At 66.8% G+C, this 14,507-nt stretch carries 12 protein-coding genes; 7 read left to right on the top strand and 5 right to left on the bottom strand.

Features of this window, described 5'->3' with window-relative positions; genetic code table 11:
- Nucleotides 1-13: 13 nt before the first annotated feature.
- Nucleotides 14-427, bottom strand: a complete 414-nt coding sequence (locus CVO77_RS05655) for a MarR family transcriptional regulator (RefSeq protein WP_105998273.1) — start codon at nt 425-427, stop codon at nt 14-16.
- Between the two features lie 296 nt (nt 428-723).
- On the opposite strand from CVO77_RS05655, the gene CVO77_RS05650 reads away from it, so the two are divergent.
- The 5 genes from CVO77_RS05650 (at nt 724) to trhO (ending at nt 8,638) form a co-directional block, all read left to right on the top strand.
- Nucleotides 724-2,466, top strand: a complete 1,743-nt coding sequence (locus CVO77_RS05650; RefSeq protein ID WP_105998272.1) for a chloride channel protein — start codon at nt 724-726, stop codon at nt 2,464-2,466.
- Between the two features lie 147 nt (nt 2,467-2,613).
- On the top strand, nt 2,614-4,722 hold the full coding sequence (locus CVO77_RS05645; protein WP_105998271.1) for a malate synthase G: 2,109 nt from the start codon (nt 2,614-2,616) through the stop codon (nt 4,720-4,722).
- A 135-nt stretch (nt 4,723-4,857) separates the two neighbouring features.
- Entirely contained in the window at nt 4,858-5,481 is a 624-nt protein-coding gene (locus CVO77_RS05640) for a DJ-1/PfpI family protein (RefSeq protein WP_105998270.1), read from the top strand.
- 94 nt (nt 5,482-5,575) lie between these two features.
- Complete coding sequence (locus CVO77_RS05635) at nt 5,576-7,588, top strand: GMC family oxidoreductase N-terminal domain-containing protein (protein ID WP_105998269.1); 2,013 nt, start codon at nt 5,576-5,578, stop codon at nt 7,586-7,588.
- A gap of 261 nt (nt 7,589-7,849) precedes the next feature.
- Nucleotides 7,850-8,638 (top strand): oxygen-dependent tRNA uridine(34) hydroxylase TrhO, encoded by a 789-nt coding sequence (trhO, locus tag CVO77_RS05630; protein WP_105998268.1) that lies wholly within the window; start codon nt 7,850-7,852, stop codon nt 8,636-8,638.
- A 64-nt stretch (nt 8,639-8,702) separates the two neighbouring features.
- On the opposite strand, the gene CVO77_RS05625 is transcribed toward trhO, so the two are convergent.
- Complete coding sequence (locus tag CVO77_RS05625; protein WP_105998267.1) at nt 8,703-9,998, bottom strand: caspase family protein; 1,296 nt, start codon at nt 9,996-9,998, stop codon at nt 8,703-8,705.
- A gap of 15 nt (nt 9,999-10,013) precedes the next feature.
- Nucleotides 10,014-10,640 (bottom strand): class I SAM-dependent methyltransferase, encoded by a 627-nt coding sequence (locus CVO77_RS05620; protein ID WP_105998266.1) that lies wholly within the window; start codon nt 10,638-10,640, stop codon nt 10,014-10,016.
- Between the two features lie 171 nt (nt 10,641-10,811).
- On the opposite strand from CVO77_RS05620, the gene CVO77_RS05615 reads away from it, so the two are divergent.
- Together CVO77_RS05615 and trxB are read left to right on the top strand one after the other, a co-directional pair.
- Complete coding sequence (locus CVO77_RS05615) at nt 10,812-11,747, top strand: hypothetical protein (protein WP_105998265.1); 936 nt, start codon at nt 10,812-10,814, stop codon at nt 11,745-11,747.
- Nucleotides 11,748-11,857: 110 nt separating this feature from the next.
- Nucleotides 11,858-12,823 (top strand): thioredoxin-disulfide reductase, encoded by a 966-nt coding sequence (trxB, locus tag CVO77_RS05610; protein ID WP_105998264.1) that lies wholly within the window; start codon nt 11,858-11,860, stop codon nt 12,821-12,823.
- A 207-nt stretch (nt 12,824-13,030) separates the two neighbouring features.
- Here trxB and CVO77_RS05605 read toward each other — a convergent pair whose 3' ends face one another.
- Both CVO77_RS05605 and CVO77_RS05600 read right to left on the bottom strand, forming a co-directional pair.
- A complete protein-coding gene (locus tag CVO77_RS05605) occupies nt 13,031-13,819 on the bottom strand; it encodes a hydrolase 1, exosortase A system-associated (RefSeq protein WP_105998263.1) in 789 nt (262 codons plus the stop codon).
- Nucleotides 13,804-14,484, bottom strand: coding sequence for an alpha/beta hydrolase family protein (locus CVO77_RS05600; protein ID WP_105998262.1), 681 nt, complete (start codon nt 14,482-14,484; stop codon nt 13,804-13,806). The genes CVO77_RS05605 and CVO77_RS05600 overlap by 16 nt, the downstream gene beginning before the upstream one ends.
- Nucleotides 14,485-14,507 lie beyond the last annotated feature (23 nt).

Below are 14,507 nucleotides of genomic sequence, written 5' to 3'. Positions count from 1 at the left end.
CCCGGCGCGCATCCTATCCGATGGCCGCGAGCATCGCCTCGAGCGTCGGCCGCATCCGGCGGATTTCGTCGCGGTGCGCGGCCGACAGCGCGGCCAGCGCGGCGCGCGCCTTGGCGGTCAGGTGCAGTTCGGCGCGGCGGCGGTCGGCGGTCGCGGCGATCCGCTCGATCCACCCCTGCTCGGCCAGCCGGCCCAACAGCCCGGTCGTGCTGTGCGGTTTCAGCATCAGCCGCCGCGCGACATCGCCGATCGTCGGCGGGCCGGACCCGGCGGCGCGAATCGCCAGCAGCGCCTGATGCTGCTGCGGGGTCAGCCCCTGCTGCGCGGCGCTTGCTTCGCTGAAGGCGTGGAACAGGCGCAGCGCGTGGCGAAAATCGGCGAGCGCGGCATAATCGGGATCGGTCAGCGGGGATGTCGGATCGGCCATCGGCAAAACTCCATAGGGTAGTGAGCCCGTTTGAATATGGGCCGGCGTTCGGCTCGCGAACCTCTCCTTTCTCGTCACCCTGAACTTGGTTCAGGGTCCGTGGCCCGAGCCTTCGACAAATGCAGCGCCGGATGAGAGCGCAGGCCATGGATGCTGAAACAAGTTCAGCATGACGAAGGATGAGAAGTAGGTTCCTTGCAAAAGCCCATATTCGAACGGACCCACTACCTTCCATTGAATTATATCGTATTGCGATATATTGGCGCGGCCTTCCGTTCAATCCTGCTGGAACCATCATGACCGTCCCACCCGCCGCCGCCTATAAGCTCGCGGACCATAGCGCCGACCGGCGGATGCTGCTGCTCGCCGGGCTGGCGCTGGCGATCGGGGCGGGCGCCGCGGTCGGCGCCTGGGTGTTGCTGAAAGCGATCGCGCTGGCGACGAACCTGTTCTGGTTCGGCCGCTTTTCCTTTGCCCCCGCCGCGATCACCGATGCGTCGGTCGGGCTGTTCGTAGTCGCCATCCCGGTGATCGGGGCGCTGATGATCGGCGTGATGGCGCGTTTCGGGTCGGACAAGATTCGCGGTCATGGCATCCCCGAGGCGATCGAGGCGATCCTGTACGGCCAGAGCCGCCTGTCGCCGAAGGTCGCGGTGCTGAAACCGATTTCGGCGGCGATCTCGATCGGCAGCGGCGGGCCGTTCGGGGCCGAGGGGCCGATCATCATGACCGGCGGCGCGATCGGTTCGCTGTTCGCGCAGCGCTTTCGCCTCAGCGCCGCCGAACGCAAGACCTTGCTGGTCGCGGGCGCCGGGGCGGGGATGACCGCGATCTTCGGCACCCCGCTCGCCGCCGTGCTGCTGGCGCTGGAAGTGCTGTTGTTCGAGTGGAAGCCGCGCAGTTTCGTCCCTGTCGTCGTCGCGGTGCTCGTCGCGATGGGCGTCCGGCCGCTCTTGATCGGCAGCGAACCGATGTTCCCGCTGGCGGCGGCGTTGCCACCCGCCGCGACGGCGCTGCCGATCGCTGGTCTGCTCGGCGTCGTCGTCGGGCTCGAGGCGACGCTGCTGTCGGCGCTTCTGTATCGGATCGAGGATGGCTTTCACCGCCTGCCGGTCCATTGGATGTGGTGGCCCGCGATCGGCGCGGTGGTCGTCGGGCTGGGCGGGCTGATCGACGCGCATGTCCTTGGCGCCGGCTATGGCAGCATCCAGGCGCTGCTCGACGGAACGCTCGCGACGCGGGTCGTCGTCGCGCTGCTCGTCGTCAAGGCGGTGGTCTGGCTCTTTGCCCTGGGGTCGGGGACGTCGGGCGGGATATTGGCGCCGCTGCTCATCCTCGGCGGTGCGGCGGGGGCGCTGGCCGGGCATCTGTGGCTCGGCCATCCGGGGGTCTGGGCGCTCGTCGGCATGGCGGGGATATTGAGCGGCGCGATGCGCGCGCCGCTGACCGGCGCGCTGTTCGCGGTCGAGGTGACGGGCATGTATGGCGCGCTGCCGCTGACGATCGCCAGCGCGTGCAGCGCTTATGCGGTCAGCGTGCTGCTGATGAAGCGTTCGATCCTCACCGAAAAGATCGCGCGGCGCGGGCGGCATATCCGGCAGGAATATGTCGTCGATCCGATGGACCTGGTGCAGGCGCGCGACCTGATGACCCCCGAACCCGCGACGCTTCCCGCGACGATGCTCGCGGGCGACGTTCTCGATTTCTTTGCGGGAAGCGCCGAGCATCGCAGCTATCCCGTGGTCGACGAGGAAGGCCGACTGGTCGGCCTGGTATCGCGCAGCGACGTGCTCGGCTGGCGGGTCACCGACGTGCCCCCCGACTGCACCCTTGCCGACCTCGTCTCCGACGCCGCGCAGCCGGTCGCCCATGCCGATGCGCCGATCGGGCAGATCGCCGATATGATCGTCGAAACCGGGGTCGGGCGCATTCCGATCGTCGATCCGGCGACGCGCAAGGTGCTGGGCATATTGTCGCGCCACGATCTGCTCAAGGCGCGGCGCGACCATCGCCGGGCGGAGACGGCGCGGTCGCGGTAGTTCTGTTCCATCATTGCTTCGTCGCTGCGCTCCTCGCAATGACGAGCAAGCCACCCCATTGCCAAGCCTTGTCATTCGCGGCATAGGGCGGCGGCCCTTTCCTCCCCGGGTCCACGAGCGCGAACGCGCTGACCAAAGGGTGCTTGCATGACTGATTTCCTCGACCGCCACGGCCTGTCCGTCGATTCGCGTCTGGCGTCCTTCATCGAGAAGAAGGCGTTGCCCGGAACGGGGCTTGAGGCCGATCGCTTCTGGGCCGATTTCGCGGGGCTGCTCGGCAAATTCTCGCCCGAAAACGCCGCCTTGCTGGCGAAGCGTGAGGATTTGCAGGCGAAGATCGACGCCTGGCACCAGGCGCGCGCCAAAGAATCTGGTGTGGGCGGGGCGCACGACGCGCAAGCCTATCAGGCGTATCTGCGCGAGATCGGCTATCTGGTGCCTGAACCCGCGCCCTTCGCGGTCGGCACCGCGAACGTCGATCCCGAGATCGCGACGATGGCGGGGCCGCAGCTTGTCGTCCCTGCGCTCAACGCGCGCTTTGCCTTGAACGCCGCCAATGCGCGCTGGGGCAGCCTTTACGATGCTTTTTACGGCACCGACGCGCTCGACGCGCCGGCGGCGAAACCCGGCGGCTATGACGCGGCGCGCGGCGCGGCGGTGATCGCGCGCGCCAAGGCCTTCCTCGACGAAGCGGTGCCGCTGGCCAGTGGCAAATGGGCCGACTGGCAGGGCGGAGAGCTGGTGCTCGCCGACCCGGCGCAGCTTGTCGGCACCCGCCCCGGCGGCTTCCTGCTGCGCCACAACGGCCTCCACATCGAACTGCTGATCGACCCCGTCAGCGCGATCGGCCAGATCGACCCGGCGGGAATCGCCGACGTGCTGCTCGAAGCGGCGCTGACCACGATCATCGACCTGGAGGACAGCGTCGCCGCGGTCGATGGCGAGGACAAGGTGGTCGGCTATGCCAATTGGCTGGGGCTGATGCGCGGCGACCTGACCGAAAGTTTCGAGAAGGGCGGCCGCACCGTGACTCGCGCGATGGAGCCCGATCGTGACTGGACCACGCCCGACGGCACGCCCTTTACGCTGCACGGGCGCAGCGTGCTGTTCGTGCGCAATGTCGGCCATTTGATGACGACGCCGATGATCAAGCTGCCGAACGGCGCCGAAGCGCCCGAGGGCATCTGCGACGCGGTCATCACCAGCCTGTGCGCGGTCCACGATCTCAAGGGGCTCGGCACCCTTCGCAACAGCCGGGCGGGCAGCGTCTATATCGTCAAGCCCAAGCAGCACGGGTCCGAGGAATGTGGTTTCACCGACCGATTGTTCGACGCGGTCGAGGATATGCTCGGCCTCGCGCGCCACACGGTCAAGGTCGGGGTGATGGACGAGGAGCGCCGCACCAGCGCCAACCTTGCTGCCTGTATCGCAGCGGTGAAGGACCGCATCGTCTTCATCAACACCGGCTTCCTCGACCGCACCGGCGACGAGATCCACACCTCGATGCACGCCGGGCCGATGATCCCCAAGGGCGAGATGAAGGCGTCGGACTGGATCGCGAGCTACGAGGACCGCAACGTCCGCATCGGCCTGGCCTGCGGCCTGTCGGGCAAGGCGCAGATCGGCAAGGGCATGTGGGCGATGCCCGACCTGATGCGCGGCATGATCGAGGCGAAGATCGGCCATCCGAAGTCGGGCGCGAACACCGCCTGGGTGCCGTCGCCGACCGCCGCGACGCTCCATGCGCTCCACTATCATCAGGTCGATGTGTTTGCGTGCCAGCGCGAGATCGCGGGCGAGGCGGTTCCGGCGCTCGACCGGCTGCTCGCCATCCCCGTCGCCACCGGGCGCAACTGGAGCGAGGTTGAGGTCACACGCGAGCTCGATAACAATTGCCAGGGCATATTGGGTTATGTCGTGCGCTGGATCGACCAGGGCGTCGGCTGCTCGAAGGTCCCCGACATCGACGACGTCGGCCTGATGGAGGATCGCGCGACGTTGCGCATTTCGTCGCAGGCGCTGGCGAACTGGCTGCTCCACGGCGTCTGCACCGCCGATCAGGTCGATGCCGCGCTGGCGCGGATGGCGGCCAAGGTCGATGCGCAGAACGCGGGCGATGCGCTTTATGAGAAGCTGACGCCGGACGGCATCGCCTGGCAGGCGGCGCGGGCGCTGATCTTCGAAGGCGCGGCGCAGCCGTCGGGTTACACCGAGCCGCTGCTGCACAAGTTCCGGCAGGCGAAGAAGGCGGCGTAGCGGCCAAAGCCAGACCGTCGCCTGCACGGGGGCGACGAAAATTGGGGTGTCCGCTCGCTATCCCAAAACAAGCATTCTCCCGTCGCTGCCGTTCCTCTATGGTCCCCGTCCCTTTCATTCGACGGAGTCCTTCGCATGCAGATCGCGGTCCTGACCTTTGATGGTTTCAACGAGCTCGACAGCTTCGTTGCCGCCGCGATCCTCAACCGGCTGCGCGGGCGGGGCTGGGAGGCGCATATCACGGCGCCGACGCCGCAGGTGACTTCGATGAACGGCGTGACGGTCGAGCGCCAGCAACCGCTCGACTTCGCCGCCAAGGCCGACGCCGTGATCGTCGGCAGCGGCATCCGCACGCGCGAGATCGCGGCCGATCCGTTGCTGCTCGACCGCATCAGGCTCGACCCGTCGCGCCAGCTCGTCGGCGCGCAATGTTCGGGGACACTGCTGCTCGCGAAGCTGGGGCTGATCGGCAGCCTGCCCGCCTGCACCGACCTGACCACCAAGCCCTGGGTGATCGAGGCGGGGGTGGAGGTGCTCGACGCACCCTTCGTCGCGCATGGCAATATCGCGACGGCGGGCGGCTGCCTCGCCTCGCAATATCTCGCAGCGTGGATCATCACGCGGCTCGCTGGCGTCGAGGCGGCCGAGGAAGCGCTCCATTATGTCGCGCCGGTCGGCGAGAAAGCCGACTATGTCGACCGCGCGCTGGCGGCGGTGCGGCCGTTTCTGCCGGTGGCAGCAATGGCGCGCACCGCATAGATTCTGTCCGCGCTGGCGATCCCGTACAATACAGCTTGCACGCCCGGCCTATAACCCGGCATTTGCGAACAGGTGGCAGGCAGGGGGTAGAGCAATGGCGGCGCCGTTCAATTTCGGGCAGCTCAAATTCCTGAAGGCGCTGACCGAGGCGCTGTTCCACGAGGCTGAGATGGCGATCAGCGCCGATCAGGTCGTCGCCAACATCACCGATCTGTTCGCAAAGGTCGGCGGGACGAAGCTCGACGAGATTCGCCTGTCGCTGACCGCGACCGAAATCGTGCTCGGGCCGCTGTTCGCGCTGGCCGATGTCGAGGAGCGCGCGCGGCGCATCGGGAACCGGCTTCAGAACAGCCAGATCGACCTTTTTCAGGACATGGCGCGGCTGCGCGGTATCGTCTACGCCTGCTATTACGGCCATTGGCAGGCAGGGGTTGAGCCCGGCGACCAGGATGCCAACGCCGCGAATCCGGTGCATCGCCAGATCGGCTTTACCCTGCCGAAATTCCGCGCGCGCGGCGCGGGCGAGATGCCGATCGAGCGCGTCGACGGGCGCGAGATCGACCCCGCGCATATCCTGGGTGCCGCGACGCTGGGCGACGAATATGACGTGATCGTCATCGGCTCGGGCGCGGGCGGCGCGGTCGCGGCGCACGGCGTCGCGGCGCAGGGATATAAGGTGCTGATCGTCGAGGCAGGGCCTTTCTATCCGTCGCCGCGGATCAATCATCACGAACTCGACATGGTCGCGAACCTGTTCAAGCATGGCGCGCTGCAAACCTCGACCAACCGCGATTTCGTGGTGTTCCAGGGGCGCTGCGTCGGCGGGTCGTCGACGATCAACAACGGCATCTGTCTGCGCGTGAACGAGGCGGGGCGGACGCACCCCGACGCGGTCGATGTGTTCGCCAAATGGGCGAGCGTCGGCGCGCCGATCGACGCCGCCGCCTTTCACCAAAGCTATGACGTGATTCAGGGCCGGCTCGGCATCGCGCCGATCGAGCCGCGCAGCGGGCGGCACAACGGCCCGCATCTGCTGAACGGCTGGCACGCCTATGCCGCGACATCGCCAGACCCCAAGGACCAGCGCGCCGTCGCCGACTGGTTCGCAAAGAATTTCGGGCCGCCGAACACGCCGACCGCCTGCGCCTATTGCGGCTTTTGCAATACCGGCTGCGCTTATGGGCGGCGGATGGGGATGGCGCAGACCTATCTGCCCGATGCCTGCCGCGACCATGGCGCCCGCATCCTGCCCGGCACCAAGGCCGACCGCATCGTCTGGCAGACCGCGATCGACGGCCGGCGCGAGGCCGAAGCGGTAAAGCTGATCCTGCCCGATGGCTCGCGCGTGCTCGTCCGCGCCCGCGTCGGGGTGATCGTCGCGGGCGGCACGATCGCCTCGTCGAAGCTGCTCAGCCGCAGCGACATCGACGGCACCGGCCAGCGGGTGTCGCTCAACATCGCCTCGCCGGTCGTCGCGCTGATGCCGCCGGGGATCGGCGGCGATGCGTGGGACGAGGACCAGATGGCGACCTATGTCGACTGCGGCGATTTCCTGCTCGAAAGCCATTTCCAGCCGCCGATGGCGATGGCGTCGCTGATGCCCGGCTGGTTCGCCGACCATGCGGCGCGGATGCAGAACTTCGGCCGCGTCCATTCGGCCGGCATATTGTTTCCCGCCGACCGGCGCGGGCGGGTCAAGGACGGCAAGCTCAAGTTCCAGCTCGACAAGGCCGAGGATCTGCCGCTGCTCCGCCGCGCGATGGCGACGCTGACCAAGGTGCATTTCGCCGCGGGCGCGCTCGAATGCTATCCGGCGCTGACCAAGGGGCAGGTGGTGACGCCCGGCATGGACGTCGACGCCTTTTTCGAGGGTGCGATCGAGGAGGCCGACGACGTCACCTTGTCGAGCAGCCATCCGCACGGCGGCAATGCGATCAACGAAGACCCGCGCCACGGCGTCGTCGACCCCGAATGCCGCGTCCATGGCACGACCAATGTGCTGGTGACCGATGCCAGCGTCTTTCCCACCTGCATTCGCGTCAACGCGCAATGGACGACGATGGCGATGGCGCATTATGCGACGGCGCGGGGCGATCCGTTCCGGTAATATTGGGATTCGCGCAGAGGCTGCGGAAATCGCAGAAGGGATAATGTTCACGCGGAGACGCGGAGACGCGGAGGGAGAAAGTCCTTGCCGCGAAGCGGCCTTTTCCTGCGACCTCACGCTGCAAACTGACGACGCAGTAAGAAGGGGCCTTTCGGCCCATCATCTCCGCGCCTCCGCGTCTCCGCGTGAACCAACTCCTTCCCCTCTGCGGCCTCTGCGCGAATCTTCTCTTTTTTCGCCGCCGCCGCTATGGGCTGCGCCATGAGTTTCACCGTCGTCGCCCTCTATCGTTTCGCGCCGTTCGACGATCCCGCCGCGCTGCGCCAGCCCTTGCTCGACCTGTGCGCCGCGCAGGGGGTCAAGGGCACGCTGCTGCTGGCGCGCGAGGGGATCAACGGGACGATCGCGGGCAGCGCGGAAGCGATCGCCGCCGTCCTCGCTTATATCCGCGCGCTCCCCGATTGCGCGGACCTCGACGTCAAATATTCGGCCGCCGCCGCGATGCCGTTCCAGCGGCTGAAGGTGCGATTGAAGAAGGAAATCGTGACGATGAAGGTGCCGGGGCTCGACCCGGCGCGGGAGGCCGCGCCCTATGTCGATCCCGCCGACTGGAACGCGATCGTCGACGATCCGGACACGGTGCTGATCGACACGCGCAACGGCTTCGAGGTCGGTTATGGCAGCTTTGCCGGCGCAATCGATCCGCAGACGAAGAGTTTCGGCGACTTCCCCGGCTGGTGGCGCGACCATGCCGCCGAGTTTGCGGGCAAGCGGATCGCGATGTTCTGCACCGGCGGCATCCGCTGCGAAAAATCGACTGCTTTCCTGCGCAGCGAGGGGGTCGAGGATGTGGTGCATCTGAAGGGCGGCATTCTCGCCTATCTGGAGCAGGTGCCCGCCGTGGACAGCCGCTGGCACGGAAGCTGCTTCGTCTTCGACGAGCGGGTGAGCGTTGGGCATGGGCTGGTCGAGGTGGGGGAGGATATGAGCGATAAGGAAGCTGTGTTCCCCCGCGAAGGCGGGGGCCCATCTCCCGCCGGTTCCGGATAGCCGCGGCCGGAGATGGACCCCCGCCTTCGCGGGGGAACACCACTCATTGACTCAGCCTATGGGTCTATCCCACCGTCAGCGTATAGGTCACCCGATAGTCGCTCGCGTCCCCCGTCAGCGTCTTGGTGAACGTCCCCGGTTCGCTGCCCAGGTCGACGGTGCCGATATGGTCGCTGCCGCCGATGTCGTCGAATTCGCGGAGCTGGAAACTCACCGGCTGGTCGAAGGAGAAGGCCTTGTCGACGACCCAGCTTTCGCCCTTCCTGATCGAGAAAATCTCGCTCTTACCCTCGGGGAAACGCTCGCCGGTGTTGAAGCGCAGGAAAAGCTGGTCGGGCAGGCCGAGCCCCAGCCGGCCGGTCAGCTTGACGCAATCGACGCGGACGTTCGAGAGGATATATTGGGGGCCCGCGGGCCGGACCGGCGCGGCGGCCATCGTGGGCGCGGGGGCCTTGGGATCGCGGGTCAGCCGTGCGATGCCGCCGTTTGCCAGCGCCGCATATTTGCCCGAAGGAAATTCGGTGAGATAGGATTTGAAGGCGCTGATGCTGTTATCGGCGACCGCGCCCTTCCACATCAGTTCTTCCATCGCCGAGCGGTTGGCGGCGCCCGGCCGCGGGACGAGATAGACCGGCGTTCCGGTGATGCTCGCGCTGACGAACGGTCGCTGCTGGCCGCCGGTCGCGGCCAGCACATCGTCGCGGATCGCGCCGCCGAGCAACTGCACCGGCAGGTCGGGCTGCGGCAGGCGTTTGGCGAGCGAGGTCGCAAAGGGCGAGTTGGCGCCGGTGCCGTCGGCGGCGGTCTGCCCCGGCCCGGCGGCGAAGATGACGAGGACATCGTCGGCCTCGACCCCCGCGAGCCCGGTCTGCACCGCGCGCGTCCCCGACCGCCAGGTGTGGCCGAAAGGATTGTTGCGGCACGAATCGAGAATCACCATGCGGATCTGCGCCCCCGATACCGACTCCATCAATCGGTCGAGATTGATCGCTTCATAGGGCAGGTCGAGGTCGGATTTGAGCTGCGCGTCGGTCGGGATCAGCCAATTCTTCCCCTGCGCCTCGATCCCGTGTCCGGCGTAATAGACCATCGCGACCTCGGCGCCTTCGGCCTTGAGGCGAAAATCGCGCATCGCCTTCTGGAACTCGTTGACCGCAAGGTCGGGCGCGACGGTGACATCGTCGAACCCCGCGGCCCGCGCCGATGCGGCGACGAGCTTGATGTCGTTCGCCGGGTTCACGAGGTGGCTGGTGTTCGCATAATCGCTGTTGCCGATGATCAGCGCGACCTTGCGCGCCTCGGCGTCCGTCGGGGCCAATAGAAAGCAGGCGGTGAGTATGACAAGCCAGATACGAACCATCTCGCTATCCCCCCCTTATGAAGCCGCGCGCGCCGCGCCATATTCGACCCAGCCGAAGGGGCGGGGCGTTTTGGGCATATAGGCCGCGCCCTGCCGATCGACCGAAAATCCCGCCCGTTCGTAAGCATCGCCGATCGGCCGGGTCAGGTGGCAATTGCCGCCGATGCGTTTCCAGATCGGCTCGATCCGCCGCTGCCATTTCGCGACCCCCGCATCGGGGGCGCCGCCATGTTCGAGGAACAGCGCGGTGCCGCCGGGTTTCAGCACGCGGCGAATCTCGGCGAGCACCGCCGCCTGGTCGGCGACCGAGCAGAGGGTGAAGGTGGTGACGACGGTGTCGAAGCGTCCGCTGTCGAACGGCATCGCTTCGCCGACCCCGCCCTGGATATCGGCCGCCATCCCGCGCGCCGCCGCCGCCGCGCGGCTCATCGCGAGCAGTTCGGGCGAGGGGTCGAGCCCGGTGAAGCTGTTGATCCGCGCCGGATCATAGAATTCCATGTTGATGCCGCCGCCGCAGCCAAGTTCCAGAACGTCGCCCGCGGCGTGCGGCACGACCTTGCTGCGCGCTTTCATGATCTGCCCCTGCGAACAGGCGCATTTGATCAGTCGCGGCACTCCATGACGTTCCCACCAGCTCGCCATCGGCCCATCTCCCCACCGATGTTTGGCACGAATGGTGCGGGCTGACCATTCGTAAATGGGAGCGATGCGGGATCCCGATATTCATCACCGGCTCACCCGCGCGATGCTATTCGCGCCGTATCGAATGATGGAGTGAAAATGGTCATGACACGCCCCGTTTCGCGATTCCGCATGGCGCTGGCCCTCGTTGCGGCCTTGATCGCTCCCGGCCTGATCGGCGAGGCGCGCGCCGCCGACTGGCAGATGCCTGGAATTTATGCGTATGAAGTGAAGGATTGGGACCCCGACGTGGGAAAGCATTTTCCGCGGCTCATCGTTCGCTACTATACGGTAGGGGCCATCGACCCGCAGGTCGCGCTCATTCGCAAGCTGGCCGAGAACGGCAATCCGATCCTCATCGATTTCGAATTCATTCGTAATTACGATCAGCGCAGGGGTGCCGAAGATCTGCCGCCTTATGAGGAGGTTGAGGCAGAGTTGTTGTCCGTTCTCGACAAACTCGAAGGCACGCCGATCGAGGCCATCTCTTTTGACGAAGAAAATGGCCTGAGCGCCAACAAGATCACCTATCTCAATAGATTATATCGCGCGGCCAAACAGAGTTTCCCCAAACGTCAATTCTTGCAATGGATCGCGATGCAGTCGAAGGCCGGGCACGTCGATTTGGGGTGGGTTGGATCGATCGCGACTGATGGTTGGGTGATCGATCCCTATCTGTCGTCCGAAGAGGATTATGGGGAGATCGTTCAGCGTCTGACCGAAACGTCCAAACCGATCTATTCGGTCATTTGGGCTACGCCGGGCAGGCCCATTGGGAAGCGCCCACACCCTGGCACCGACGCTGGATGGTGGAATGATTCGCAATGGAAGACCTTCTATAACCGGCTCGCGATCAACCAGGCCAACAAGGTCGCCACGATTTTCTACCTTTATGGGACGGAGGGAAAGACGATCAAAAGAACGTGGGCCGGAAATCCGTGCGACCGGCAATTTTATTCGGATCTGGTGAACGTCACTCTGCCTTATTACCGGTCGCACAGGCTTTCGCCGGTGACCCCGGCGTCGCGGCCCAAATGGATTCCAGGCTATTGCGAAGGGACGAGATAAGTCGCTTCGCCATAGCTGAGTGGCTCGCACCCCTTGGTTTGCCTTCGCACCCTTGCTAGCGCGTGCGGTGATCCCCAGATCATGTGCAGATTCGAACCCGAAGGACTCCCATGCCCGCCACGCACCACAGCAAAATGCTCATCCTCGGCTCCGGCCCGGCCGGCTTGTCGGCCGCCATCTATGCCGCGCGCGCGGGGATGCAGCCGATCGTCGTGCAGGGGCTTCAGCCGGGCGGGCAGCTCACCATCACCACCGATGTCGAAAATTATCCCGGCTTCGCCGAGGTGATCCAGGGCCCGTGGCTGATGGAACAGATGACCGCGCAGGCGACGCATGTCGGGACGTCCATGATCTGGGACATGATCGTCGACGTCGATCTGTCGGAGCGCCCGTTCAGGCTGACCAGCGACGGCGGCGACGTCTATCTCGCCGAAACATTGGTGATCGCGACCGGGGCGCAGGCGAAATGGCTGGGGGTTCCGGGCGAGCAGGAACTCGGCGGCAAGGGCGTGTCGGCGTGCGCGACGTGCGACGGCTTCTTCTATCGCGGCAAGAAGGTGGTGGTGATCGGCGGCGGCAACACCGCGGTCGAGGAAGCGCTCTACCTCACCAACCACAGCGACGATGTGACCCTGATCCACCGCCGCGACCATCTGCGCGCCGAAAAAATCCTGCAGGACCGGCTGCACGCGAACCCCAAGATCAAGGTTCTGTGGAACAAGCGCGTCGATCGCTTCGTCGCGGGGGAGGGCGTTTCGGGGCTGGTCGGGGTCGACCTGATCGACACCGTCACCGGCGCGGCGAGCCACGAGCCGACCGACGGCGGCTTCGTCGCGATCGGCCACAGCCCCTCGACCGAATTGTTCAAGGGCAAGCTGCCGCTCGACAGCGACGGCTATCTGGAGGTGACGCCGGGCACGTCGCTGACGTCGATCCCCGGCGTGTTCGCGGCGGGCGACGTCACCGATAAAGTCTATCGCCAGGCGGTGACCGCCGCGGGCATGGGCTGCATGGCCGCGCTCGACGCCGAGCGGTTTTTGGCCGAGGCCGAGTATAAGGCGCTGGTGGAGGCGTAGAGGGGCGCGGAAGGGCGGTTAGCGACCGGAAGCAGGCGTTGCCAATTCCTCCCCGGAACGGGGAGGGGGACCGCCCGAAGGGTGGTGGAGGGGTCGCAGCGGTGCGTCCTGACGAGAGGTTTCGACCCCTCCGTCAGCCCTGCGGGCTGCCACCTCCCCGTTCCGGGGAGGAACTGGCAACGTCCGCTCCCCACCCCAAAGCGGACGTCAGCCCAGCCTTTCCAATATCCGCGCCGCCAGCCAGTCCGCATCCGCGCCCGCAAAGCTGTGCGACGCGCTGGCGAGGCGTTCGACCGGAATATCGGCCCACCGGCAATTCTCCGCAAACGCCTGTGCGGTGCGGTCGCCGGTCGCGAGCAAGATCGTTGCGGGGCAGGCGAGCGCCGCCATCGCCGCATCGAGGCGGGCGGGCAGGCTGTCGGGCGCGGCGGGCGGCTTCACCTTGCCGAGCGCGGCGAGACCGCGCCGCAATTTGCGGACATCGACTTCGCCCTTGAGCAGCCGCAGCAGGCTTTTCGGATCGCGAAGCCGGGCGAGATAGCGCGCCCGGATCGCACTCGCCGGGGGCAGCGCGGGTTCATCCGTTTCCGCTTCGCTCTCCTCATAGGTCCAGGGGTTGGCGAGGATCAGCGCGCCCAGCGGTAGCGGCTGGTGGAGCAGCAGCGCGCTCGCTGCGTCGCAATTGCCGAAGCCGACGATGCGGTTGACGTGCGGCGCGGCCGCGCGAAAGGCCGCGATCGCGGCGGCGATGTCGGGTCCGCTGCTCGCATAGCCAGCGTTTTCGCCCTCGCTGTCGCCGATGCCGCGGCGATCGAAGCGGAAGACCGGGTGCCCGGCTTCGGCGATGCGTTGGGACAGCGTCGCCATGCCGCGGTGCGCGCCGCTGCGGATTTCGTTACCGCCCGAGACGATGAGAAGGCCGGTCGCGCCCGGCGCGTCGTCGAGGCTCGCGGCGAGGGTGGCGCCTTCGCAGGCGAAGCTTAGCTGATGCCGCATGTCTGGCTCCACGCGGCGATGTCGGCGGCGATCGCGGCGGCCATGGCGGCGTCCTCGCCCGGCTCGGCGCGCAGCCAGAGCGGCGTTCCGGTGATGCCCTCGGCGCCGAGGCCGACGCTGCGCAGCGGCGCGACGTCCTGGGCTTCGGCGCGGCCAAGCTGCGCGACCATCGCGGGCGACAGCGCGTTGCCGGCGAGCAGCAGCGGCGCGGCCCCGGCGGCTTCCTGCAGGCTGTCGAGTGACGATTCGACCCCGGCCTCGCGATCGGCGGCGACGCGCGCGCGCATCATCGTGCGCAGCAGCGAAGCGCCGCCGACGGGCGCGAGGCGCCACCAGGCGGCGGCCTTGGCGCGATGATCGATCAGTGCGCCGCCGCGGATCGAGGCGACGATGACGGGACCGGCGAGGCCCGCCGAAACATCGGCGAGCGCCGCCTGCCAGCGGTCCAGATCGACATCCGCGAGCGCGACGAGGCTTTCATTCTGGCCCGGCAGGTCGGGCAGGATCGCCGCGAACCCCTTTTCGGCGAGTGCGCGCATCGCGAGCACCAGCGTGCGGCGCAGCCGGTTCGCTTCGTCGAATAGCGGCGGGACGATCAGGACGGTGGCGCGGGGCGCGCCGGAGGGGGCGATGCGGAGATGATGTTCGAGAACATCCGCCGCCATGATAAGCACCCTCTCTTCTGCCG

Source organism: Sphingopyxis lindanitolerans, assembly GCF_002993885.1.
Classification (GTDB): domain Bacteria; phylum Pseudomonadota; class Alphaproteobacteria; order Sphingomonadales; family Sphingomonadaceae; genus Sphingopyxis; species Sphingopyxis lindanitolerans.
The sequence above is the reverse complement of the archived record's forward strand: the minus strand, read 5'-3'. Positions and strand labels throughout refer to the sequence as shown.